Source organism: Bradyrhizobium sp. S3.7.6, assembly GCF_054061875.1.
The window spans coordinates 7,264,202-7,286,855 of sequence record NZ_JBSSEQ010000001.1 but is presented as its reverse complement, the minus strand read 5'-3'; the positions used below and the strand labels follow the sequence as shown (position 1 = coordinate 7,286,855).

Sequence of the window (22,654 nt, the reverse complement as noted above, 5' to 3'; positions counted from 1 at the left end):
AGCTTTGATGCGAGCTGAAAGTAACGGTACGGCCCGGCGGATTCTGTGCGTGTTTCCGCGGTACACTTCGTCGTTCGGGACGTTCGAGCATTCCTATCCATTGACCGACGGCGTCTGTGCCTTCATGCCCCCGCAGGGGCTTTTGCTGCTCGCGGCCTATCTGCCCGAGGAGTGGGAGGTCAAGTTCGTCGACGAGAATCTCCGTCGCGCGACCAACGAAGAGTTCGCCTGGGCGGAGGCGGTCTTCGTCAGCGGCATGCACATCCAGCGCCAGCAGATGAACGACATCTGCCGCCGCGCCCATGAGTTCGATCTGCCGGTCGCGCTCGGCGGTCCCTCCGTCAGCGCCTGCCCGGACTATTATCCGTCCTTCGACTATCTTCATGTCGGCGAACTCGGCGACGCCACCAATCGGCTGATCGAGATTTTGGCGCGCGACGCGTCGCGTCCCGGGGAGCAGGTGGTGCTCACCACCAAGGACCGCGTGCCGATGACGGAGTTTCCGATCCCGGCCTACGAACTTGCCGACGTGAAGAAATACTTTCTCGGCAGCATCCAGTATTCCAGCGGCTGTCCCTATCAGTGCGAGTTCTGCGACATCCCCGGCCTCTACGGCCGCAATCCGCGCCTCAAGTCGCCCGAGCAGATCATCGCCGAGCTCGACCGCCTGCGCGAATGCGGGATGACCGACACGGTCTATTTCGTCGACGACAATTTCATCGGCAACCGCAAGGCGGCGATGGACCTGCTGCCGCATCTGATCGAATGGCAGAAGCGGACCGGCTATGTGGTGCGGCTCGCCTGCGAGGCGACGCTCAACATCGCCAAGCGGCCCGAGATCCTCGAGAAGATGCGCGAGGCCTATTTCATCACCATCTTCTGCGGCATCGAGACGCCCGATCCCGACGCCCTGAAGGCGATGCACAAGGACCACAACATGATGGTCCCGATCCTCGAGGGCGTGCAAACGATCAACTCCTACGGCATGGAGGTCGTGTCCGGCATCATCATGGGGCTCGACACCGACAAGCCGAACACGTCGGAGGCGCTGCTGGCCTTCGTCGAGGAGTCCCGGATTCCGCTGCTCACGATCAACCTGCTCCAGGCGCTGCCGAAGACGCCGCTGTGGGACCGTCTGGAGCGCGAGGGACGCCTGATCGAGGATGACGGCCGCGATTCCAACGTCGACTTCCTGTTGCCCTATGACGAGGTCGTCGCATCCTGGAAGCACGCCATGGGCGTCGCCTACGAGCCCGAGAGGGTCTACGCGCGCTTCCAGTATCAATGCGACAACGTCTATGTGCACCGCCTGAAGATGCCGACGCCGGACGAGATGAAGACCTGGCCCAACATCCGGCGTGGGCTCGTGATGCTGCGCAACATCTTCTGGAAGGTCGGTGTGCTCGGCGACTACAGGCGCGTGTTCTGGAAGTTTGCGCTCGGGCGCATCAAGCGCGGCGACCTCGAGGGACTGATCGGCTGCACCTTGATCGCGCACCATCTCATCACCTTTGCGCGCGCGGCCTCCAGCGGCAGGCAAAACGCCTCGAACTATTCGATCCGCCTGCGCGAGGCCTCCGTTCCCGCCGAATGACGCGACATGTCTGATCCGGCCGTCCCGCGCCGCCCGACCCTCGATCTGCGGTCGCTGACGCCTGCGCGCGTCGCGCTCGGCCGCAGCGGCGCGAGCGTGCCCACAAGGGCCTTGCTCGATTTCACGCTGGATCATGCCCGCGCCCGCGATGCCGTGCATGCAGTGTTTGACACGCCGCGTCTGGTCGCAGATCTCCGCGCGCTTGGCCTTATCGTCACCGAGGCGCGGAGCCAGGCGGTCGACCGCAGGGATTATTTGCGGCGGCCGGATTTGGGACGACAGCTCGATGCCGGCTCGGTCGAATTGTTGGCACGACATGCCTCGGAGCTGTGCCAGCTCGCGGTCGTGATCGGCGACGGCCTGTCGGCGGCGGCGGTCCACGCCCATGCGGTGGCGTTGGTGTCTCACCTGCTGCCGCTGCTCGCGGAAGGCGACGACGTCGCGATTGGACATGTCGTTGTCGCCTCAGGCGCGCGCGTCGCGCTCGGCGACGAGATCGGCGCCATTCTCGGTGCGCGCATGGTGGTGACGCTGATCGGCGAGCGGCCGGGCCTGTCCGCGCCCGACAGCCTCGGCGCCTATCTGACCTTCGCACCGAAGCCGGGCCGCACCGATGCCGAGCGCAATTGCGTCTCGAACGTCCACAAGGCCGGGTTGAGCCATGACGAGGCCGCCTTCAAAATCGCTTGGCTTGTTCGCGAGGGGCTGGCGCGGGAGGCCACCGGCGTGGCGCTGAAAGACGAGAGCGGCGATCCTCCCGCTCGAATCGGGACGATCCGGCCGGAATGACCGGTATCAAGGGTCGAAATCGCCGCATGTTGATCCAATTTGTGCGCTTGCGCGCGCTTGCGAGAGGGCGTTTGGACCTGCTAAACCCCTCGCGGCGATTTTCCGCGCATTTTCAAAGGGCAAGCCTCCCATCTGTATGGCATTTTCAAGCCGTTCGCGGGACGCAATAAGCTCACAGACCCGAGCCGATTAGGAACTGGACAAGGCATGCTCGAAAAGCACCGCGAGAATGAGGTTCATGTCGACAAGGTCGAGCAGGGACCGACGTCCTCGATCGCCTTCGGGCTCGAGCGCATCGGGCTGATCGCCGTCCGGGCGCCGATCGTCTCCTGCATCGTTCTGCTCGCCCTGATCGTCGGTGCCGTGTTCGGCATTCACCGGATCAAGATCGACGATTCGCTGTCCCAGCTGTTCCGGTCCAACACGCCGGAATTCCGCCAGTATGAAGCGGTGACAAAGAAGTTCCCGGCCGAGGAATTCGACGTCCTCGTCGTGGTCGAGGGCAAGACCCTCCTGGCGCGGAATAACCTCGAGAAGCTGCGCGACTTCGTCACCGACATGCAGCTGGTCGAAGGCACGCGTGGCCTGGTCTCGTTGTTCTCGGCGCGGCAGGCGCCGGCGCCGGGCAGGCTGCCGGCGGCGCTGTTCCCGCCCGAACTGCCCGAGGGCGCGGCCTATGACAAGTTCGTCGAGACCGTCAAGAACAACGAGATCATCCGCGGCAAGCTGTTGTCGGACGACGGCACGCTGGCGCTGATCGTGCTGTCGCTCGATCCGGAGGTGGTCGCCTCCAACAAGCTGACCAAGACCGTCGGCGACATCCGTGCGCTGATGAAGGAAGACCTCGGCAATACCGGCCTCAACGTGCAGCTCTCCGGCGTGCCGGTGATGCAGCTCGAGATCCGCAACGCGGTCGAGCGTGACGGGCTGACCTACAACATCCTCGGCATCCTCGCCGGCTGCGTTATCGCCATCATCTTCTTCCGCAAGATCTCGTTCATGGTCGCGGCGGCGTTCCCGCCGATGATTGCGATCCTGCTGGCGCTCGGTGCGCTCGGCTGGGCCAATTTCAATCTCAACATGTTCCTGAACGTGATGACGCCGCTCATCATGGTCATCAGCTTCTCCGACTCGATGCAGCTCACCTTCGCCGCGCGCGACCGGCTGATCGCGGGCCAGGACAAGTTCACCGCGTTCAAGAACGCGGTGCTGGTGGTGGGCCCGGCCTGCGTGCTGACGCACGGCACCGCCGGCATTTCCTTCATCGCGCTCCAGTTCTCCGACTCCGACCTGATCCGCAAGTTCGGCGAGGCGGGCCTCGCCGCCACCATCATCGCGCTGGTCGCGGTGTTGTCGCTGGTGCCGGTGTTCGGCGTGCTGTTGGTGCGCAACGAGAAAGTCTTTGCTTCCAAGTTCCAGAGCGCGGATGCCGGCGTGCAGGCGCTGCGCAATTTCTGCTACTGGATCGCGGTCCGCATGGTGGGTCGTCCCGGCCTGTTCAGCCTGATTGCGGTGTTGTTCGTCGCGGGCCTCGGCGTCATCTACGCCAATCTGGAGCCGCGCTACCGGCTCGCCGACCAGGTGCCGGACAAGCGCCAGGCCGTCGCCGCCAGCGACCGGCTCGATGCCAAGCTCACCGGTGCCAATCCGGTCAACGTGCTGGTCCAGTTCCCCAAGGGTGAGACGCTCTACTCGCCGGAGACGCTCCAGACCATCGCGGACGTGCATGCGACCGTCGAGAAAGCCGCCGGTGTCGGCAACGTCTGGTCGCTCGAGACCCTGCGTCGCTGGCTCGCGGACAAGGCCGGCAGCGCCGACGTCGCGACGCTGAAGGAATATGTCAACGTCATCCCCGAGCATCTGGTCCGGCGCTTCATCGACGCCGAGCAGGACGCCGTCGTGGTCGCAGGCCGCGTGCCGGACAAGGATTCCAGCCAGCTGCTACCGATCGTCGACAAGCTCGATTCCGAACTTGACGCCGTCCGCAAGAAGCATCCCGGCTACGAGATCGCGGTAACGGGTCTTGCCGCGATTGCCGCGCGCAACTCGGCCGGCATGATCGAGAAGCTCAACCGCGGGCTCACTGTCGAATTCGCGCTCGTCGCGATCTTCATCGGCCTTGCCTTCCGCTCCTGGGTCGTGATGTTCGCCTGTATCCTGCCGGGCATCTTCCCGGTGGTGATGTCGGGAACGGTGCTGTGGGCGATGGGCGAGGGGCTGCAATTTGCCAGTGTCGTGGCGCTGACCGTTTCGTTCGGCCTGGGCTTGAGCGCGACGATCCACTTCCTCAATCGCCTCAGGCTGGAGAGCAAGCCGGGCGTCGGTTCGGCGCTCGCGGTGGAGCGCGCGACGGTGCTGGTCGGCCCGGCGTTGATCCTGACCACGCTGGTGCTGGCCTGCGGTCTCGTCGTCACCGTGTTCTCCGACCTGCCGTCGCTGCGGCTGTTCGGCTGGCTCAGCGCCTTCTCGATGGTGATGGCCCTCGTCGCCGACCTCTTCATCCTGCGGCCGACGGCGATGTGGCTGATCAACCTGCACGCCAAGCTTCAGGGCCCCGACAAGCCGGCGATCTGAGCGGGCGGCGGCATACGCCGCCCCTTGCTCACGCCTCGACCCGGACGATCCCGTACGGATTGAACTTGAAATCGTCCTCGGCGTAGTCCTGCTCCCGCGAGAGCGTAAGCTTGCGATCGCGTAGCGTCGCTTCGATGCCGCGCTCGGCCATGGCGTTGGCAAGCTCCTCCATGAGCAGCACCGCCGACCATTCGTTGCCGCGCGATTTCGCGACATAGATCTCCGGCAAGCCGACGAGGTGATAGCCGACGGTCTCGTAATAGCGATCGCCGCCGAGCGGACGCTTGGCGAAAGCAAGACGACACGCCTTGGCGACGGCGAGGGTCATGCCAAGGTCCTGACTGGTCTTTGCGCCCTTGCGTGCCTGATCGCCGAGACTGCGCCACCGCTCGAGGCCGTGGGCAACGCCGGCGCTTTCGCCCTTCACGGCGGTGGCGCCGGCTTCGATCATCTCCTCGACGATGCGCAAGGCCGCCGCCGAAAAGGCGACTGCTTTCTGCTGCTCTAGCGGCGGGCTCAGCAAATAAAGCACCGCTTTGTGGTTGACCACGGCCGCTTCGTCCGCGGCAGACCAGGCTTTCGGGAAGACGCGGTCCCAGCACACGCCGAACGACCACTCCATGTGCGGATCGGGCTTGGCCTGCGAATAGGTGCGGTCGATCTCGAAGTTGAAATCCGCGATTGTCTTGGCCACCGCCTTCGGCGGGTGCAGCAGGCTCTCGTCCTTGCCGAGGAAGCAGAGCACGTGACGCGGTTTTACCGACGAAGGCTGCATGCTCGTACCCTGCTGGTCATTGGCGAAGGCGCGGCTGGTTACGAAGAGCCCGGCGGCCTTGAGCAGATGTCTGCGAATTGGGTCCATGTCCGTAACAATGTCAGCAAAAAGCCCCCGGCTCGCGAGAACCGGGGGCGTGTTCCTCTCGAAGCGGGAAGGGTGTCAGCCCTTCGTCATCGTGATGTTGACGCCGCGGATCTCGCCCTTCGAGCTGATCTGCACCGTCTGCTTGGTGCCGTTGGTGCGCAGCGACAGGTTGGCGGCGAAGCCGTTGGCCTCGACGAACACCTCGATCTGGCCTCCGCCGGCGGTGCCCTGGAGATTGCCGAAGATGTTGCGGTTGGTCTCGCTCCAGTTGCCGGAGATTCGCTCGCCCTGGCTCGTCACGTCGCTGGTGAGGTCGAACTTGTAGCTGTCGGACGCGCAGTGAAGGGCCTGCTTGAGGCTGAGACCGGTGCCGGCGACCTTGTAGTCGGCCTTGCAGCGGATGCGCTCGGTGCTACCATCGGACAGCGACACCGTGCCGGTGCCGCTCCACGCACCGTCGAAACCTGCAAACGGTCCGGACGACTGAGCATGGCTTGCCGAGACTGAGAAGAGCAGCGCAGCCCCGATGCCGGCCGCCTTGATTGCCTGTCCAGATCGCCCAATGAATTGCATTTTGAATATCCCGTTTTCGAGCGACGTTCGCTTAGGATGAACGTCTCGCCACATCGAAAGTTTAGTGTTCCGAGCCTGTGTCTGGTTCAAAGCCTGACAGCCAGGGACGGCGGTTCACGACGCCGTCGCGCCAGGTCAGGCTGCGCGATTCTCTCTGTTTCGCTGTGTTTCTCGCGGGAAAAGCAGGGCGGAGAGATGCAGCTCTGCAACAGGTACGCATCAAAACGCAGTGTGCCAGAATTATGACGTAGTATCAATCTGTTACATCTGCCAATGAAGAGCGAGGGAAGACCCGATTTGGTGGCTGTGGCGCCAATTTGGCCGCATTTGCCAGTGCTTGTGCCTTCTCCGAGGCCGCACGTTCCGCGGCGACTTGCCATCAGAACAATCCGTTCCGGTCGTTCGCCCTGTCCGGGATCGGTGCGGTTCTGCCGTCAGAATGAAGGAATACAATGCGTAAGCTTCTCGTCGCTCTCACCCTACTGTTGGCATCCCTTTCGACGGCGGCATTCGCCCAGGCAGGACGTGGCACAGACGCGGAACAGAAGGCCTGCACGCGCGATGTGCAGAAGTTCTGCCGTCCGGTCATCGACCAGGGCGATTTCACCATCCTGGCCTGCCTCAAGGAGAACCGGGCCAAGATCTCGCAGGCCTGCGACCAGGTCCTGAAGACCCACAACCAGTAAGCTCGGCCACTGGCCCACAAGGGCGGCCCGGGGGCCGCCTTTTCGGGCCGGATCCGGAAGGGCAGCCATCGAGAGACAGGATTGGTTTTGCGGCCGTATTCCCCTATATGGGGGCCGCGGCGGCATCGCCGGCATAAGCCCGCGCGAGCGAAAAAGCCCTTCCTGTCCAAACGATTGTAAACCAGCCCTCGATGACCTCTGCGAGCGAATTGCGATCCGGCAAGGGTGACCGCGACGAGAATTTTCCCGTCGCGTCCTGGATCATTCATCCGCGCCATCGCGCGCTGATCCTGGCGTACTACAATTTCGTCCGCACCGCCGACGACATCGCGGATCACGCGACGCTGCCTCCCGACCAGAAACTCGCTTATCTCGACCTGCTCGAGGCGGAACTGCTCGGCGAGGGCGACACCCAGGCCGAAGCCGTCATTCTGCGGCGGGCGCTGGCCGAGCGAGGCATGGCGCCGCGCCACGCGCTCGACGTGCTCATCGCGTTCCGCATGGACGTCACCAAGCTGCGCTACGAGAACTGGGACGAGGTCATCCACTATTGCCGCTACTCGGCGATGCCGGTCGGCCGTTTCATGCTCGACGTCCACGGCGAGAGCACGTCGACATGGGCGGCCTCGGACGCGCTCTGTGCGGCGCTCCAGATCAACAACCACCTCCAGGATTGCGGCAAGGATTTTCGCGAGCTCAATCGTGTCTATCTGCCGCGCGACGCGCTGGCCGCGAGTGGCGCCTCGGTCGAGCAGTTGGGGCTGACGCAGTCGCCGCCGGCGATGCTGGCCTGCCTTCAGGCGCTCGCCGTGCGTAACGCAGCCCTGCTCGACGAGGGCAGATCGCTGAGCGCGGAGATCCGGGATTTCCGCCTCGGCGTCGATGTTGCGGTGATCCAGGCCTATGCCGATCGTATCGTGCGTCTGTTGAAGGTGCGCGATCCCCTGCGCGAGCGCGTGCATCTGAACAAGTTCGAGCTTCTCACTTTCAGCCTCGCCGGCATGATCGGCGAAGTCGGCCGCCGCGCGATCGGACGCAAGGCCATTTCCAGACCGGGGACTGCACATGACGCTTGAGGCGACCTCGCCCAGCGCCAATTACGGCTCGACCGCATCGAACAGCTCCTTCTACGCTGCGATGCGCATCCTGCCGCATGACCAGCGCGAAGCGATGTTCCAGATCTACAGCTTCTGCCGACAGGTCGACGACATCGCCGACTCCGACGGCCCGCGCGACGAGCGGCTCGCCGCGCTTCAGGAGTGGCGCAACGACATCGACGCGCTCTATCAGGGCCATCCGCCGCCGCGGCTGAAGGACTACGTCGCCTCGGTGAAGACCTTCGGCCTCAAGCGCGAGGATTTCCTTGCGATCGTCGACGGCATGGAGATGGACGTGCCGCAGGACATCCGTGCGCCCGACATGGCGACGCTCGATCTCTACTGCGATCGCGTCGCCAGCGCCGTGGGGCGGCTGTCGGTACGGGTGTTCGGCCTGCCCGAGGAAGACGGCATCCAGCTCGCCTACCATCTCGGCCGCGCGCTCCAGCTCACCAACATCCTGCGCGACATCGACGAGGACGCTGGCCTCGGCCGGCTCTATCTGCCGCGCGAGGCGCTGCTGCATGCCGGCATCACCTCCAACGACCCGAACCGCGTGATCACCGAGCGCGCGCTGCCGAAGGTCTGCCAGTCGCTGACGCAGCGTGCGAAGGCGCATTTCGAGAAGTCTGACGAGATCATGAACCGCAACAAGCGCCGCGCCGTGCGCGCGCCGCGGATCATGTCGAAGTATTATCATTCCATCTTGGATCTCCTGATCGCGCGCGGCTTCAACGCGCCGCGCGAGCCGGTGCGTGTGTCGAAGGTCACGCGCATCCTGATCCTGCTCCGTTACGCTTTCATCTGATGCAAAAGACAGCTCATATCATCGGTGCTGGAATTTCCGGCCTCTCCGCCGCCGTGCGGCTCGCCAATGCGGGCTTCAAGGTCGCCGTCCACGAGGCGACGCACCAGGCCGGCGGCCGCTGCCGCTCCTATTTCGACGGCGCCACCAATCTCACCATCGACAACGGCAATCATCTGCTGCTGTCGGGCAACAGCCATGCGCGCGCCTATGCCCGCTCGATCGGCACCGAGGCGGGCCTCGTCGGCCCCGAACGCGCGCAGTTTCCGTTCGTCGACATCAAGACCGGGCAGCGCTGGCAGATCGATCTCGGCGATGGCCGGCTGCCGACCTGGGTGCTCGACGAGAGCCGCCGCGTTCCCGACACCGGGCTCAGCGATTATCTCAAGCTGGCGCCGCTGATCTGGGCGTCGGAGGAGACGCTGGTCGGCAAGTCCATTCCCTGCGAAGGCATCCTCTATCAGCGCTTGGTGCAGCCGCTGCTGCTTGCGGCGCTCAACGTCGATCCGCCAGAGGGCTCGGCCGGGCTTGCCGGCGCGATCGTGCGCGAGACGCTGCTTGCTGGCGGACAGGCGTGCCGGCCGCTGATTGCGCGCGACGGCTTGAGCGCCGTGCTGATCGAGCCTGCCGTGAAGTTCTTGCAGGAGCGCGGCCACACCGTTCAGCTCGGCCATGAGCTGCGTTCGTTTACGACCGGTGACGGCAAGGCTAGCGCGCTGAATTTCGGCGGCGAGGATGTGATCCAGCTCGGTGAGGGCGATGTCGTCGTGATGGCAGTGCCGCCGCGCGCCGCCGCGAGCCTGCTGCCCAGGCTGAAGACGCCGACCGAATTCCGCGCCATCGTGAACGCGCATTTCCGCTTTGAACCGCCGCCCGGTTCGGCGCCGATCCTCGGCGTGATCGGCGGCGTCGTGGAATGGCTGTTCGCGTTCCCGAACCGGCTGTCCGTGACCATCAGCAATGGCGACCGCCTGGTCGACATGCCGCGCGAGGAACTCGCGCAGGCGATCTGGAACGACGTCTGCAAGGCGGGCGGGGTGTCCGGCGAGCTGCCCCCCTGGCAGATCGTGCGCGAGCGCCGTGCCACATTTGCGGCGACGCCGGCCCAGAATGCCCTGCGTCCGGGGCCGGCCACTGCGCTGAAAAACCTGTTTCTTGCCGGCGACTGGACTGCTACGGGATTGCCTGCAACCATCGAGGGATCGGTGCGGTCCGGTGATCGCGCCGCCGATCTGGTTTTGGCCGCAAAGCGGCCCTGACGGGCAAAGTCCCGGTCAATTTCAATCGACTATCGGAGCAATCGAGCGACATGGATGCCGTGAACGCGACCAGCCGCGAAGCCTTGGAATCGGGCGTCCTGGAATCGAGCATTGCGTCGGCGACGCAAGGCGTTCTCGGCTTCCAGCAATCCGACGGCCATTGGGTGTTCGAGCTCGAGGCCGACTGCACGATTCCGGCCGAATACATCCTGCTGCGCCATTATCTCGCAGAGCCCGTGGACGCCGTGCTCGAGGCCAAGATCGGCAATTATCTCCGCCGCGTTCAGGGCGCCCATGGTGGCTGGCCGCTCGTGCATGACGGCGAGTTCGACATGAGTGCGAGCGTGAAGTCCTACTTCGCGCTCAAGATGATCGGCGATTCCGTCGACGCCCCGCACATGGTGCGTGCGCGCGAGGCGATCCATGCCCGCGGCGGCGCGATCAACAGCAACGTCTTCACGCGCTTCCTGCTTGCGATGTTCGGCGTGGTGACCTGGCGCGCGGTGCCGGTGCTGCCGATCGAGATCGTGCTGCTGCCGTTCTGGTCGCCGTTCCACATCAACAAGATTTCCTACTGGGCCCGCACCACCATGGTGCCGCTGATGGTTCTTGCCGCGCTGAAGCCGCTGGCGAAGAATCCCAAGGGCGTCGGGATCGACGAGCTGTTTCTCCAGGATCCGCGCTCGATCGGCATGACCGCGAAGGCGCCGCACCAGAGCATGGCCTGGTTCGTGCTGTTCCGCGCGCTCGACGGCATTCTGCGCGTGATCGAGCCGATGTTTCCGAAGAGCCTGCGCCAGCGCGCGATCGATGCGGCGCTCGCCTTCACCGAGGAACGCCTCAACGGCGAGGACGGCATGGGCGCGATCTATCCGCCCATGGCCAACATCGTCATGATGTATGACGCGCTCGGCAAGGACGAGAATTATCCGCCGCGCGCGGTCACGCGCCGGGGCATCGACAAGCTGCTCGTGTTCAACGGCGACGAGGCCTATTGCCAGCCCTGCGTCTCGCCGGTGTGGGACACGACGCTGACCGCCCACGCGCTGCTGGAAGCCGGCGGTGACATAGCCCTGCCTGCGGCCAAGCAGGGCCTCGACTGGCTGATCCCGAAGCAGGAGCTCGAGGTGAAGGGCGACTGGGCGGTGAAGCGGCCCGAGGTACGCCCGGGCGGCTGGGCCTTCCAGTACAACAATGCCTATTATCCCGATCTCGACGACACCGCGGTGGTGGTGATGTCGATGGACCGCATGCGACGCGAGCACGGTGCGACCGGCTATGACGCCGCGATCGACCGCGGCCGGGAGTGGATCGAGGGCATGCAGAGCGACGACGGCGGCTGGGCCGCCTTCGACGTCAACAACCTCGAATACTATCTGAACAACATCCCGTTCTCGGATCATGGCGCGCTGCTCGATCCGCCGACCGAGGACGTCACCGCGCGCTGCATCTCCATGCTGGCCCAGCTCGGCGAGACCGAGAAGTCCAGCAAGCATGTGGCCGACGGGGTCGCCTACCTCAGGAAGACCCAGCACCCGGAGGGGTCCTGGTATGGCCGCTGGGGCATGAACTTCATCTACGGAACCTGGTCGGTGCTCTGTGCCCTCAACATGGCCGGCGTCCGCCATAACGACCCGATGATTCGGAAAGCCGCCGACTGGCTGGCCTCGATCCAGAACAAGGACGGCGGCTGGGGCGAGGCCGCCGTCAGCTACCGTCTCGACTACAAGGGCTGGGAGGCGTCTCCCTCGACCGCCTCGCAAACGGCATGGGCCTTGCTTGCCCTGATGGCTGCTGGCGAGGTTGATCACCCGGCCGTCGCCCGCGGGGTGGAGTACCTGATTGCAACACAGAACAAAAAAGGACTGTGGGACGAAGAGCGGTACACCGCCACAGGCTTTCCTCGTGTATTCTATCTGCGTTATCACGGTTACCCGAAGTTCTTCCCGCTGTGGGCGTTGGCGCGGTATCGGAACTTGCGGAACACCAACAGCAGGGTGGTAGGGGTCGGGATGTGACTTTGGGGACGGGGGACTATCTGACCGTGGGTAATGCCATCGACCCGCGGCCGATATTGATCGTGACTGGACTGGTTCAGGAGGCCCGTATCGCGGCTGGGCCCGGAATGGCGGTCATTTGCTCGTCGAGCAGCCCGACCCAGTTGCGGGCGCTTCTGACGGTGGTGGATCCCGAGACGATTCGCGGCGTGATCTCGTTCGGCGTGGCCGGCGGGCTCGACCCGACGCTGCGCTCCGGCGACGTCGTGCTGGCGACCGAGGTGCTCTCCGGCGATACCCGCTGGGCCGCGGGCCTGTCGCTCGGCGACGACCTGATCGACCGTCTGACGTCCGGGCGCCGCCGCGTCGTGCGCGGCAGCCTTGCCGGCGCCGAGGAGGTGGTCACGAAGCGGTCCTGCAAGGCGGCGCTGCATTCGGAAACCGGCGCCTCTGCCGTCGACATGGAGAGCCACATCGCGGCCGCCTACGCCGCCGAGGCGGGGCTACCCTTTGCCGCGGTCCGCGTCATCAGCGATCCCGCCCATCGCGCGCTGCCGGCGCTCGCCCGCGCCGCCATCAAGCCGAACGGCCAGATTGATCTCGCCGCCGTGCTCCGTGGCATCGTGCGCAATCCGACCACGCTGCATGCGCTGGTCTCGACCGGCATCGACTTCAACCGCGCGCTGCGTAGCTTGCGCGGCTGCCGCGACTATTTGATCGGCACCGAGCTCGTCGACAGCGAGGCCCTGGTCTCCAAGGCGGCCTGAGCTCTTGATGCGATAAAGCAAAAGGCCCGGTCGCCATTGGCGACCGGGCCTTTTGCGTTTTGGTGCCTACTCACTCGGTCGCCTCCATGCGGTTTCGGTCCACGACCCACAGCGTCCGTCGCATCATGCCTTCGACAATTGCCGCCGACTCGCTTGGAAGCAGATAGATCGCCGTGGACTTGAGCAGCCATGGCAACACCGCTTGCTCGAGCCGCTCCTCATAGGCGCGGCGCATCATGTCGAATGCCTGCAGGCCGGGTCCCGCCAGGATCACATGGTGTGGGCGCAGCACGGATATCGTTGCCGCGGGGCGTTCGCGCCGAAGATGAAAAGGCCCGGTCGCGGTGGCGACCGGGCCTTTTTCGTTCGTACCGACTCGCGTGCTTACGCGGCAGTCGAAGCCTTGCGGGCCGCCTTCTCCTGCGCCGCGGCCGCCTCGTCCTTGCGGATCTCCGACAGGCGCTTCTGCACTTCCGCCGAGAAGATGTACTGCGCCGGACGCTGCTTGGTCATGTCGATCTCGGGCGCCATCGGGCCCGTGGTCCTGATCCCGCGCAGCGACACCCACATCGCCTTCAGCGGGTGGCTGATGGCAGCGGTCGCAGCCGTCGGCTCGTAGCCGCAATGGGCCATACAGTCGGCGCACTTCTCGTACTTGCCGGTGCCGTAGGTTTCCCAATCGGTGGTGTCCATCAGCTCCTTGAAGGTCTTGGCATAGCCTTCACCGAGCAGATAGCAGGGCTTCTGCCAGCCGAAGATGTTGCGCGCGGGCATGCCCCACGGCGTGCACTCGTATTCCTGGTTGCCGGCGAGGAAGTCCAGGAACAGGCCGGAATGCATGAAGTTCCACTTCTTGCCCTTGCCCATCGCGAAGACGTCGCGGAACAGCTTCTTGGTCTTGGTGCGGTTGAGGAAGTGCTCCTGGTCCGGCGCACGCTCATACGCATAGCCCGGCGACATCGAGACGCCGACACCGAGCTCGACGGTGAGGTCGAGGAATTTCGCGATCTCCTCGGCCGGATGGCCGTCGAAGATGGTGGCGTTGACGTTGACGGTGAAGCCGCGCGCCTTGGCCGCCTTGATCGCGGAGACGGCGCGGTCGAACACGCCCTTCTGCGACACAGCCTTGTCGTGATGGTCCTTCAGGCCGTCGAGATGCACGGAGAAGAACAGGTACGGGGAGGGCGTGAACAGGTCGAGCTTCTTCTCGAGCAGCAGCGCGTTGGTGCAGAGCGAGACGAACTTCTTGCGTTCGACCAGGCCACGCACGATCTCGCCGATCTCCTTGTGGATCAGCGGCTCGCCGCCGGGAATGGCGACCATCGGCGCGCCGCACTCGTCGGCCGCGTCCCAGCACTCCTGGGCGGTCATGCGGCGGTTGAGGATCGCATCCGGATAATCGATCTTGCCGCAGCCGACGCAGGCGAGGTTGCAGCGGAACAGCGGCTCCAGCATCAGCACGAGCGGATAGCGCTTGCGGCCAAGCAGTTTCTGCTTGAGCAAATAGCCGCCGATACGCATTTCCTTGAAGAAGGGGATAGCCATTACAAGTTTCTTTCTGGGCTAGGAATTCGGGTGGGTCAGCTCGCAGCCAGTTCGGCCGGAAGCCGGAATTCGATGTTTTCCTCGCGGCCCGGCAGCACCGAGACCTTGACTGGTCCGATCCGCCGCATCGCTTCGATCACGTCATCCACGAGTACCTCAGGCGCCGAAGCGCCGGCCGTGACGCCGACGGTCTTGGCATCTTTCAACCACTCCGGATTGAGCGCGCTGCCGTCGGCAATCAAATAACTCGCGACGCCGGCCTCAGTGCCGATTTCGCGGAGCCGGTTCGAGTTCGAGCTATTGGCAGCGCCCACCACCAAGATCACGTCGACCAGCTTGCTCAAGTCCCTTACCGCAGATTGGCGGTTCTGTGTCGCATAGCAGATATCCCGGATATCCGGGCCTTGAATATCTGTAAAGCGGGCCTGGAGGGCCGCAATAATGTCCTTGGTGTCGTCGACCGACAGGGTGGTCTGGGTGATGTAGGCCACTGGCGTATCCGCCTGCAGCGTCAAGGCCTTAACCTCTTCAACGCTTTGGACAAGCAGCACCGGGGCGGGAACCTGGCCCATCGTGCCCTCGACCTCGGGGTGGCCGGCATGGCCGATCAGGATCAGGGTGCGGCCCCTGGAGATGTAGCGTTTCCCCTGATTGTGAACTTTCGTGACCAGGGGGCAGGTGGCATTGAGCACCGGAAGGTCGCGCGCGGCAGCCTCTTCCTCGACGCTGCGGGCGACGCCATGGGCACTGAAAACGGTCACGGCTTTCGGCGGAACCTCGGACAGTTCCTCGACGAAGATCGCGCCCTTGTTCTTCAGGCTCTCGACCACGTACTTGTTGTGCACGATCTCGTGGCGCACGTAGACGGGCGGGCCGTACTTCTCCAGCGCCCGTTCCACGATCTCGATCGCACGCACCACGCCCGCGCAAAAGCCGCGCGGCTGCGCTAGATAAACTTCCATAGGACGCCCATCACGCAATTTGCACCAATCCGCTTCTCAAGTCCCCGGCGGCACTTCGATACTGTCCAATGAGTTGCAATAACCGCACCATTGGTTTCGCGCACGCGGTAACCGCCCACCCTACTTGGGCCCCGGCGCATGGAGGCACAGCACTTTGTGTCAAAAAATCGGCAAAAAGGAAAGACCGGATGAAACCCTGGTTCCGTTACCGTGCGCATCCGCGGTATTATAATAGGGCATGCGCTCTGAGCAAAATGGCGACATTTGTGCTCACCGCTTCGCCACTTTCCCGCCTCAAGTCACCGGCTATACCGACCGCCCCGCATGATTTTGCCTAGGTCTGTCGCCGTTTACCTCGAACCTTCGTGCGGCGAGAACCACTCAAAACAGCAATAGGTTTCGCCGGGGAACTCCGATAAACAGCGGGCGTTTCCGGCAAGCTGTTAACCGCAGAAAGAAAAGATGCTGCAAAGCGTAGTCGTTGCCATCGTCAGGGCCTGCACCCGGTTTGCCTCCCTCGTCGTCGTTCTCGGGCTCCTGCTTTCGGTCGGGGCGGGCTATTACACGTCTAAGCATTTCGCCATCAACACCGACATCAATTCGCTGATTGCCCAGAATTTGGACTGGCGCCAGCGCGACCAGCAGTTCGACCGTGCCTTCGACCGCGACGCGACGATTCTCGCGGTCGTCGAGGCCAGGACGCCGGAGATGGCGACCGCGGCAGCGGATGCGCTCTTCGCCAAGCTGAAGGACAACAAGACCGACTTCCAGTCGATGCAGCAGCTCGGCACCGGCGAGTTCTTTGAGAAGAACGGCTTGCTGTTCCTGCCGACCGAAGAGGTCGGCAAGATCACCAGCCAGTTCGAATCTGCAGCGCCCCTGGTCGAGATCATGGCCGGTGATCCCTCGATCCGCGGCCTGACCGGCGCGCTGGAGACGGGACTTGCCGGCGTCAAGCGCGGCCAGGTCAAGCTCGACAATACCGCGCGGCCCTTCAATCAGATCGCGCAAACGGTCGAGACCGTGCTCAACAAGGGCAAAGCGAGCTTCTCCTGGCGTGAGCTCGTCAGCGACGAGCCGCTGACGGATTCCGATAAGCGCGCCTTCATCGAGTTCAAGCCGATCCTGGACTACAACGCGCTGGAGCCCGGCAAGGGCGCCACCGACGCGATCCGCAAGGCGGCAGTTGATCTGGATTTTGCGAACAAGTACCAGGCACGAGTGCGACTGACCGGTCCGGTCCCGATCGCCAACGAGGAATACGCCACCGTCCAGGAAGGCGCCGTCGTCAACGGCGTCGGGACTGTGCTGGTCGTGCTGCTCATCCTGTGGATGGCGCTGCACTCGTCGAAGATCATTTTCGCGGTGTTCGTCAATCTCTTCGTCGGCCTTGCGCTGACGACCGCTGCCGGCCTGATGATGGTCGGCTCGTTCAATTTGCTGTCGATCGCGTTCGCCGTACTGTTCGTGGGACTGGGCGTCGATTTTGGTATCCAGTACAGCGTCCGCTACCGCTCGGAGCGCTACAAGCACAACGATCTCTCCGGCGCGCTGGTGCTTGCCGCCAAGCGCTCCGCGGTGCCGCTGTCGCTGGCGGCAATGGCGACCGCCGCCGGCTTCCTCTGTTTCCTGCCCACCGATTACAAGGGCATCTCCGAGCTCGGCCAGATCGCCGGCGTCGGCATGCTGGTGGCGTTCCTCTCCAGCATCACCGTACTGCCCGCAATGCTGAAGCTGTTGAACCCGCCCGGTGAGCAGGAGCCCGTCGGTTATGCCTTCCTGGCGCCGCTCGATTACTTTCTGGAGAAGCACCGTGTGCTGGTCGTGGGCGGCACGTTGCTGCTGGCGCTCGCCGGTCTGCCGCTGCTCTACTTCCTGAAGTTCGACTTCAACCCGATGAACCTGCGCAACCCGAAGGCCGAGTCGATCGCGACCTTCCTCGATTTGCGCAAGGATCCGAACACCGGCGCCAATGCCATCAACGTGATGACCACGTCCGAGGAGCAGGCGAGGCAGGTCGAGGCGAAGCTGGAGAAGGTGCCGGAGGTGCTGCGCGTGATGTCGCTCGACAGCTTCGTGCCGACCGACCAGGCGCCAAAGCTGAAGCTGCTCGCGCAGGGCGCCAAGGTGCTCAACCCCGCGCTCAATCCTGACCAGGTCGACGCTGCGCCAACGGACAAGGAAAACGTCGAGGCGTTGAAATCCTCGGTCGACAATCTGCGCCGGACCGCCGGTGACACGAAGGGCCCGGGCGCCGTCGCCTCGCGCCGGCTGGCGGACGCGCTCGAAAAGCTCGCCAATGGCGACGAGGCCACGCGGAACAAGGCGCAGGACGTGTTCGTCACGCCGCTGAAGATCGCGTTCGGCCAGCTCAGGAACGCGATGCAGGCCGGGCCGGTCACCCTGGCCTCACTGCCCCCCGAGCTCGTCAGCGCCTGGAAGAGCAAGGACGGGATCATCCGCGTCGAGGCGCAGCCGAAGGGCGATCCCAATGACAACGACACGCTGCGCAAATTTGCAGCCGCCGTGCTCGCTGCCGAGCCGACCGCGATCGGCGGGCCGGTCTCGATCCTGAAATCCGGTGACACCGTGGTGAAGGCGTTCATCCACGCCGGCATCTACGCGCTGCTGGTGATCGGCCTGTTGCTTTGGATCACGCTGCGGCGGTTCGTCGACGTGCTGATGACGCTGGTGCCGCTGCTGGTCGCCGGCGCGGTTACGCTCGAAATCTGCGTGTTGATCGGCCTGCCGCTCAACTTCGCCAACATCGTCGCGTTCCCGCTGCTGCTCGGCGTCGGCGTCGCCTTCAAGATCTATTATGTCGTGGCCTGGCGCTCTGGCAGGACAAACCTGCTGCAGACCAGCCTGACGCGCGCAATCTTTTTCAGCGCGCTGACGACGGCGACCGCGTTCGGCAGCCTGTGGCTGTCGAGCCACCCCGGAACGTCCAGCATGGGCAAGCTGCTCGCACTCTCGCTGGTGACGACGCTTGCCGCAGTGCTGCTGTTCCAGCCGGCCCTAATGGGCAAACCCCGCAATCTCAGGGAGTAGGCAGATGTCGCCGACCGGGTCGGCGGCGTTCTTCTGACCGGGCTTGGCGGTGGTAGCGGTCTTCTGGGCTGCGGGGGCAGGGGCCGGCGCTGGGGCGCTGGCGCCGGTCGTGCCGCCTGTTGTCGGGCCGCCTGTGGTGCCGCCGTTGTTGCCTTGGACTTTCGGCGCCGCGCCGGTGGGCTTTGGCGCGCCCTTGGCCATGGCGTTGGCGGTGCTCAAAGGAATCGGCGGGGCGACGCGGGTCCAGGTCTCGCCGCCGCAGAGGAAGCCCATCACGCAGCCCTTGATTTCGAGCTGGTCGGTGCCGACGGTCGTGATGGTTGCGCTGTAGAGCTGGCCGTCCTTGGCGTTGTAGACCTGCCCTTCCCACTGATCGACGCCGGGCTTCTTCTTCATGTCGATCAGGGTCGCCATGCCCAGCGTCGGCCTGGTCTTTTTCGACGCATCCGGATTGTATTCATCGCGGCCGCCGGGCTGCTTTTCCCAGGAAACCGCGCCCCACATGCTGCCATTGCATTGGGCGACACGAATGTTGGCGACGGCGTCGGCGACCCGCCAGTCGCCGGTGGGATCGGCGGCGAGCGCGGGTGTCAGGCAGGTGTAACCACCAGCCAGTATTAGTCCGGTGTAAAGGGCTAAACGCATGATAGTTCCTTGGCAGTGCAACATGGTTTAAAGCTGTGCTTGCGAAGATGGTCCGAAAAAGGGCAAAAGGCCGCACAGACCGTTTTCGGTAACGGTCCCTTTTCAGTTGACGAGCCGGCCCTCAAGCGAAGTATGTAGCGGATGCACAGCCCAAATCCAGACATGTCTCAGCTATTCGCGGACCGTCAGGCCCAGCGCAGCACCCTGCATAATCGGTATCTGAACGAGCAGTTCGTTCGGGTTCTCAAGACCATCGGCTACGATGTCGGCTTCCAGAAGGGGCAGGGGCAGTACCTCTACGATCGCGAGGGGGCGCGCTATCTCGACCTGCTGTCCGGCTTTGGCGTGTTCGCGATCGGGCGCAATCACCCCGTCATGCGCGAGGCGCTCAAGAGCGTGCTCGATGCCGACCTGCCCAATCTGGTCCAGTTCGACGTCTCGGTGCTCGCCGGCGTGCTCGCCGAGCGGCTGCTGAAATACGTCCCCTATCTCGACAAGGCGTTCTTCGCCAATTCCGGCGCCGAATGCGTCGAAGCGGCAATCAAGTTCGCGCGCGGCGCCACCGGCCGTCCCGGCATCGTCTATTGCGCCCACGGCTATCATGGCCTGACCTACGGCGCGCTGTCGCTGACAGGTGATTCGAACTTCCGCACCGGCTTCGAGCCGCTGCTGCCCGGCTGCACCTCAATTCCGTTCAACGACCTCGCCGCGCTCGAAAAGGCGCTGGCCTCGCGCGAGGTCGCGGCCTTCGTCGTCGAGCCGATCCAGGGCAAGGGCGTCAACATGCCCACCGACGAGTTCCTGCCGGGCGCTGCCGCGCTCTGCAAGAAATACGGCACGCTGTTCGTCGCCGACGAGATCCAGACCGGCATGGGCCGCACCGGCCGATTCCTGGCGGTCGAGCACTGGAACGTCGAGCCCGACATGGTGCTGCTGTCGAAGTCGCTGTCCGGCGGCCACGTGCCGGTCGGTGCCGTGCTGACGCGCAAGAGCATCTTCGACAAGATCTTCAACCAGATGGACCGCGCGGTGGTGCACGGCTCCACCTTCTCCAAGAACGATCTGGCGATGGCCGCGGGCATCGCGACGCTCGACGTCATGGAGTCCGAGAAGCTGATCGAGTCCGCCGCCAAGCGCGGCGCCGAGCTGCGCCTGGCGCTGACGCGCATGGTGCCCGGCTACGAGCTGATGAAGGAAGTGCGCGGCAAGGGCCTGATGATCGGCGTCGAGTTCGGCCCGCCGAAGTCGCTGCGGCTCCGGGCGTCCTGGAACGTGCTGGAAGCTGCCAACAAGGGCCTGTTCTGCCAGCTCATCACCGTGCCGCTGTTCAAGGACCACAAGATCCTCACGCAGGTCGCCGGTCACGGCAGCCACACCATCAAGCTGCTGCCGCCGCTCACCATCACCGAGGAAGACTGCGGCTGGATCGAGCGCGCCTTCGACGACGTCATCGCCGGCAGTCACAAGGTCCCCGGCGCGATCTGGTCGCTCGGCAAGACGCTGGTGGACAACGCGGTGCGGCGGTCGGCGTAAATTCGCCGATCTATCTCAGCAATCGTCATTGCGAGCGAAGCGAAGCAATCCAGTATCCCTCTGCGGATGCGGGCTGGATTGCTTCGCTCCGCTCGCAATGACGCTGGTTTCAGTTACCCCTCCACATTCGCCTTCATCGCCGCCTCGAACTTGTCGACGAATTCGGCGAGCTCGTCGGCGCCGATATCGCTGACGGCCCAGAAGTTCAGGCCGCGATTGCCCCAGCGGCGGCAGTTGAAGCCCTGCATGGTCTCGGTCTTCGGCGCGCGATATTCCGCGTTCGATGTCTGCGATACGAACAAATTGATCACGTGCTGCCGGCGCTTGTAGACGACGGCGCCGATGGCGCGGGCGTCGATATAGTCGAGCCGGCCGCCGACCAGCGTGAAGCCTTGCGCGGTGAGATCGATCACGGGCGGGGCGACGTCGAGCTTGCCGTTGAACCACGGCTTCACGGTGTGCTGGTCGGTGGAAACCACGTCGATGAGGTGGCCGGCTTGAAGCGAGCGCAGATGCGCGGAGACGACCTCCGACAGGATGCGCTGCTGGTCGTCCTGGCGCAGCACCACGGCGACGACGCCGGAGGCGGCGAGCGCGGAGACGGCAGAGCCCATCGCAAAGCCGCGCAGCACGGAGCGGCGGGTCGGTTGCCGGCGCTGCGGCTGTGGCAGCGAGGCTTCGATCCGGGCGCGCAGGCTAGCCGGCGCAGCATAGCGCAAATCGGTGTCGGCGAGCACGCGCTGCATCTCGCGTTGTGCGGCAAACTCCGCGGCGCAGTCCGGGCAACTGGCAATGTGGGCTTCGACCTCGCGCGCGTGGCCAGCATCGAGCTCGTTGTCGAGCAGCGCGTGAAGCAGGATTTTTGCTTCGTCGCAGGTCATCGAGAGTGCTCCTCTTCCGCCGTCCAGGCCGCGCGCAGCATGGCGCGGGCGCGGGCGAGGCGGGACATCACGGTGCCGACGGGGGCGCCGACGGCCTCGGCGATTTCACGATAGGACAGGTTGTTGATCTCCCGCAGCACGAATGTTTCCTTGAACGGTTCGGCGAGCGCGTCGATCAGCTTGCGGATGGCGCCGGCATCGCGGCTGCGCAGCACTTCGGTCTCGGGGCTCGCCTCGCTCTCCTGCCAGATCGGCGTCTGCTCGGCGGCGCCGGGCGTATCCTCGATCGCGCTGGGCCTGTGCGCGCGCCGCGCGTATTCGGCGTTGCAGACGTTGCGCAGGATCGCGAACAGCCAGGGCTTCATCGCCGGTCCGCGATAGCTGTCGAAGTGCTTCAGCGCGCGGAGATAGCACTCCTGCACCGCGTCCTCGGCATCAGAGGCATCGCGCAGCAGATAGCGCGCGAGCGTGTAGACGTCGTCGAGATAGGGCAGCGCGGCTTCGCGGAAGCGCTGCGCCTTCTGCAAATCGTCGTTGGCGGGCATCGCTCCTCGCTTTGCCTCTTGTTCTGCGCGTCGCGTTGTTTCGTCCCTGTTTGTTTCGTCCCCGTGTGTGACGGAAGGCACACGAGCCCGGCCGGCGTGGGACCACCGGCCGGGCAAGACGTTGATGCCTTGGTTTGAGACGTTACTCAACCTTGATCATCCCCGTCATGTGCGGGTGCAACGAACAAAAATATTTGTAGTCGCCCGCATTGGTGAAGGTGAACGAGAACTTGTCGTCGGTGTCCAGGGCCTTGGACCTGAACTTGCCGGCCGACACCACGGTGTGGGGGATGTCGTCCCGGTTGGTCCAGGTCACGGTGGTGCCGAGCTTGATCTTCAACTCGGCCGGCTGGAAAACGAAATTGTCGATATGCACTTCCATGTCGTCGGCACGGGCCGTCGTTGCGGGCAACAGGATGGCCGCGACCACGGCGACACCGAAGTCGCGGCGATTGAGTGTTTTCATTGTCAGCTTCCGTTCAGCCTTTT

General features: G+C 64.4%; 19 protein-coding genes and 1 pseudogene. 11 read left to right on the top strand and 9 right to left on the bottom strand.

Annotated features, from left to right (window positions below; genetic code table 11):
• Positions 1-7 precede the first annotated feature (7 nt).
• The 3 genes from ACVJ5M_RS35375 to ACVJ5M_RS35365 all read left to right on the top strand — a co-directional run bounded on the left by ACVJ5M_RS35375 (position 8) and on the right by ACVJ5M_RS35365 (position 4,957).
• Entirely contained in the window at positions 8-1,594 is a 1,587-nt protein-coding gene (locus ACVJ5M_RS35375; protein WP_063984644.1) for a B12-binding domain-containing radical SAM protein, read from the top strand.
• A gap of 6 nt (positions 1,595-1,600) precedes the next feature.
• The gene (gene eutC / locus ACVJ5M_RS35370; protein WP_063984643.1) at positions 1,601-2,383 is read left to right on the top strand and encodes an ethanolamine ammonia-lyase subunit EutC; all 783 of its coding nucleotides are present in this window, start codon (positions 1,601-1,603) and stop codon (positions 2,381-2,383) included.
• 207 nt (positions 2,384-2,590) lie between these two features.
• Positions 2,591-4,957 carry an efflux RND transporter permease subunit gene (locus ACVJ5M_RS35365; RefSeq protein ID WP_063984642.1) on the top strand — a complete coding sequence of 789 codons (2,367 nt, stop codon included), beginning with the start codon at positions 2,591-2,593 and terminating at the stop codon, positions 4,955-4,957.
• 28 nt (positions 4,958-4,985) lie between these two features.
• Here the strand turns inward: ACVJ5M_RS35365 and ACVJ5M_RS35360 are convergent, their stop codons facing one another.
• Together ACVJ5M_RS35360 and ACVJ5M_RS35355 are read right to left on the bottom strand one after the other, a co-directional pair.
• Entirely contained in the window at positions 4,986-5,819 is an 834-nt protein-coding gene (locus tag ACVJ5M_RS35360) for a hypothetical protein (RefSeq protein WP_063984641.1), read from the bottom strand.
• Between the two features lie 75 nt (positions 5,820-5,894).
• Positions 5,895-6,392 carry a hypothetical protein gene (locus ACVJ5M_RS35355; protein ID WP_063984640.1) on the bottom strand — a complete coding sequence of 166 codons (498 nt, stop codon included), beginning with the start codon at positions 6,390-6,392 and terminating at the stop codon, positions 5,895-5,897.
• Between the two features lie 452 nt (positions 6,393-6,844).
• Between ACVJ5M_RS35355 and ACVJ5M_RS35350 the strand changes: the two genes are divergently transcribed.
• The 6 genes from ACVJ5M_RS35350 to ACVJ5M_RS35325 all read left to right on the top strand — a co-directional run bounded on the left by ACVJ5M_RS35350 (position 6,845) and on the right by ACVJ5M_RS35325 (position 13,003).
• Positions 6,845-7,078 carry a hypothetical protein gene (locus ACVJ5M_RS35350; RefSeq protein WP_063984639.1) on the top strand — a complete coding sequence of 78 codons (234 nt, stop codon included), beginning with the start codon at positions 6,845-6,847 and terminating at the stop codon, positions 7,076-7,078.
• A 191-nt stretch (positions 7,079-7,269) separates the two neighbouring features.
• Positions 7,270-8,154: a squalene synthase HpnC gene (gene hpnC, locus ACVJ5M_RS35345; RefSeq protein ID WP_063984638.1), complete on the top strand. Its 885-nt coding sequence runs from the start codon at positions 7,270-7,272 to the stop codon at positions 8,152-8,154.
• Entirely contained in the window at positions 8,144-8,983 is an 840-nt protein-coding gene (gene hpnD / locus ACVJ5M_RS35340) for a presqualene diphosphate synthase HpnD (RefSeq protein ID WP_063984637.1), read from the top strand. Before hpnC ends, hpnD begins: the two co-directional genes overlap by 11 nt.
• Positions 8,983-10,239 (top strand): hydroxysqualene dehydroxylase HpnE, encoded by a 1,257-nt coding sequence (gene hpnE / locus ACVJ5M_RS35335; protein WP_063984636.1) that lies wholly within the window; start codon positions 8,983-8,985, stop codon positions 10,237-10,239. The genes hpnD and hpnE overlap by 1 nt, the downstream gene beginning before the upstream one ends.
• Positions 10,240-10,289: 50 nt before the next feature.
• Positions 10,290-12,257, top strand: coding sequence for a squalene--hopene cyclase (gene shc / locus ACVJ5M_RS35330; RefSeq protein ID WP_063984635.1), 1,968 nt, complete (start codon positions 10,290-10,292; stop codon positions 12,255-12,257).
• Positions 12,254-13,003 (top strand): phosphorylase, encoded by a 750-nt coding sequence (locus ACVJ5M_RS35325; protein WP_063984634.1) that lies wholly within the window; start codon positions 12,254-12,256, stop codon positions 13,001-13,003. Before shc ends, ACVJ5M_RS35325 begins: the two co-directional genes overlap by 4 nt.
• Before the next feature lie 70 nt (positions 13,004-13,073).
• Here the strand turns inward: ACVJ5M_RS35325 and ACVJ5M_RS35320 are convergent.
• The 3 genes and pseudogenes from ACVJ5M_RS35320 to ispH form a co-directional block, all read right to left on the bottom strand.
• Positions 13,074-13,319: pseudogene (locus ACVJ5M_RS35320) on the bottom strand (ROK family protein); the annotation flags it as partial.
• Positions 13,320-13,387: 68 nt separating this feature from the next.
• On the bottom strand, positions 13,388-14,548 hold the full coding sequence (gene hpnH / locus ACVJ5M_RS35315; protein WP_063984632.1) for an adenosyl-hopene transferase HpnH: 1,161 nt from the start codon (positions 14,546-14,548) through the stop codon (positions 13,388-13,390).
• A gap of 35 nt (positions 14,549-14,583) precedes the next feature.
• The gene (gene ispH, locus ACVJ5M_RS35310; RefSeq protein WP_063984631.1) at positions 14,584-15,510 is read right to left on the bottom strand and encodes a 4-hydroxy-3-methylbut-2-enyl diphosphate reductase; all 927 of its coding nucleotides are present in this window, start codon (positions 15,508-15,510) and stop codon (positions 14,584-14,586) included.
• A gap of 462 nt (positions 15,511-15,972) precedes the next feature.
• Here ispH and hpnN point away from each other — a divergent pair, with 462 nt between their 5' ends.
• Positions 15,973-18,561, top strand: coding sequence for a hopanoid transporter HpnN (gene hpnN / locus ACVJ5M_RS35305; RefSeq protein ID WP_063984630.1), 2,589 nt, complete (start codon positions 15,973-15,975; stop codon positions 18,559-18,561).
• Here the strand turns inward: hpnN and ACVJ5M_RS35300 are convergent.
• The gene (locus ACVJ5M_RS35300; RefSeq protein ID WP_063984629.1) at positions 18,529-19,206 is read right to left on the bottom strand and encodes a DUF2147 domain-containing protein; all 678 of its coding nucleotides are present in this window, start codon (positions 19,204-19,206) and stop codon (positions 18,529-18,531) included. The two genes, hpnN and ACVJ5M_RS35300, sit on opposite strands and share 33 nt — an antisense overlap.
• A 141-nt stretch (positions 19,207-19,347) precedes the next feature.
• Here ACVJ5M_RS35300 and hpnO point away from each other — a divergent pair, with 141 nt between their 5' ends.
• A complete protein-coding gene (hpnO, locus tag ACVJ5M_RS35295; protein ID WP_028146959.1) occupies positions 19,348-20,739 on the top strand; it encodes an aminobacteriohopanetriol synthase HpnO in 1,392 nt (463 codons plus the stop codon).
• 113 nt (positions 20,740-20,852) lie between these two features.
• Here the strand turns inward: hpnO and ACVJ5M_RS35290 are convergent, their stop codons facing one another.
• The 3 genes from ACVJ5M_RS35290 to ACVJ5M_RS35280 all read right to left on the bottom strand — a co-directional run bounded on the left by ACVJ5M_RS35290 (position 20,853) and on the right by ACVJ5M_RS35280 (position 22,631).
• A complete protein-coding gene (locus tag ACVJ5M_RS35290) occupies positions 20,853-21,620 on the bottom strand; it encodes an anti-sigma factor family protein (protein WP_063984628.1) in 768 nt (255 codons plus the stop codon).
• A complete protein-coding gene (locus tag ACVJ5M_RS35285) occupies positions 21,617-22,165 on the bottom strand; it encodes a sigma-70 family RNA polymerase sigma factor (protein WP_028146963.1) in 549 nt (182 codons plus the stop codon). Before ACVJ5M_RS35285 ends, ACVJ5M_RS35290 begins: the two co-directional genes overlap by 4 nt.
• A gap of 142 nt (positions 22,166-22,307) precedes the next feature.
• Positions 22,308-22,631 (bottom strand): cupredoxin domain-containing protein, encoded by a 324-nt coding sequence (locus tag ACVJ5M_RS35280; protein WP_028146964.1) that lies wholly within the window; start codon positions 22,629-22,631, stop codon positions 22,308-22,310.
• Positions 22,632-22,654: the final 23 nt, after the last annotated feature.

What these genes read in the sequence shown, in the direction of transcription:
- ACVJ5M_RS35360 (WP_063984641.1), bottom strand. Translation starts at nt 5,819, where the DNA reads ATGGACCCAATTCGCAGACATCTGCTCAAGGCCGCCGGGCTCTTCGTA.
- ACVJ5M_RS35290 (WP_063984628.1), bottom strand. Translation starts at nt 21,620, where the DNA reads ATGACCTGCGACGAAGCAAAAATCCTGCTTCACGCGCTGCTCGACAAC.
- hpnD (WP_063984637.1), top strand. Translation starts at nt 8,144, where the DNA reads ATGACGCTTGAGGCGACCTCGCCCAGCGCCAATTACGGCTCGACCGCA.
- ACVJ5M_RS35285 (WP_028146963.1), bottom strand. Translation starts at nt 22,165, where the DNA reads ATGCCCGCCAACGACGATTTGCAGAAGGCGCAGCGCTTCCGCGAAGCC.
- hpnN (WP_063984630.1), top strand. Translation starts at nt 15,973, where the DNA reads ATGCTGCAAAGCGTAGTCGTTGCCATCGTCAGGGCCTGCACCCGGTTT.
- hpnH (WP_063984632.1), bottom strand. Translation starts at nt 14,548, where the DNA reads ATGGCTATCCCCTTCTTCAAGGAAATGCGTATCGGCGGCTATTTGCTC.
- ispH (WP_063984631.1), bottom strand. Translation starts at nt 15,510, where the DNA reads ATGGAAGTTTATCTAGCGCAGCCGCGCGGCTTTTGCGCGGGCGTGGTG.
- ACVJ5M_RS35355 (WP_063984640.1), bottom strand. Translation starts at nt 6,392, where the DNA reads ATGCAATTCATTGGGCGATCTGGACAGGCAATCAAGGCGGCCGGCATC.
- ACVJ5M_RS35280 (WP_028146964.1), bottom strand. Translation starts at nt 22,631, where the DNA reads ATGAAAACACTCAATCGCCGCGACTTCGGTGTCGCCGTGGTCGCGGCC.
- hpnO (WP_028146959.1), top strand. Translation starts at nt 19,348, where the DNA reads ATGCACAGCCCAAATCCAGACATGTCTCAGCTATTCGCGGACCGTCAG.
- ACVJ5M_RS35375 (WP_063984644.1), top strand. Translation starts at nt 8, where the DNA reads ATGCGAGCTGAAAGTAACGGTACGGCCCGGCGGATTCTGTGCGTGTTT.
- shc (WP_063984635.1), top strand. Translation starts at nt 10,290, where the DNA reads ATGGATGCCGTGAACGCGACCAGCCGCGAAGCCTTGGAATCGGGCGTC.
- ACVJ5M_RS35350 (WP_063984639.1), top strand. Translation starts at nt 6,845, where the DNA reads ATGCGTAAGCTTCTCGTCGCTCTCACCCTACTGTTGGCATCCCTTTCG.
- hpnE (WP_063984636.1), top strand. Translation starts at nt 8,983, where the DNA reads ATGCAAAAGACAGCTCATATCATCGGTGCTGGAATTTCCGGCCTCTCC.
- hpnC (WP_063984638.1), top strand. Translation starts at nt 7,270, where the DNA reads ATGACCTCTGCGAGCGAATTGCGATCCGGCAAGGGTGACCGCGACGAG.
- eutC (WP_063984643.1), top strand. Translation starts at nt 1,601, where the DNA reads ATGTCTGATCCGGCCGTCCCGCGCCGCCCGACCCTCGATCTGCGGTCG.
- ACVJ5M_RS35300 (WP_063984629.1), bottom strand. Translation starts at nt 19,206, where the DNA reads ATGCGTTTAGCCCTTTACACCGGACTAATACTGGCTGGTGGTTACACC.
- ACVJ5M_RS35365 (WP_063984642.1), top strand. Translation starts at nt 2,591, where the DNA reads ATGCTCGAAAAGCACCGCGAGAATGAGGTTCATGTCGACAAGGTCGAG.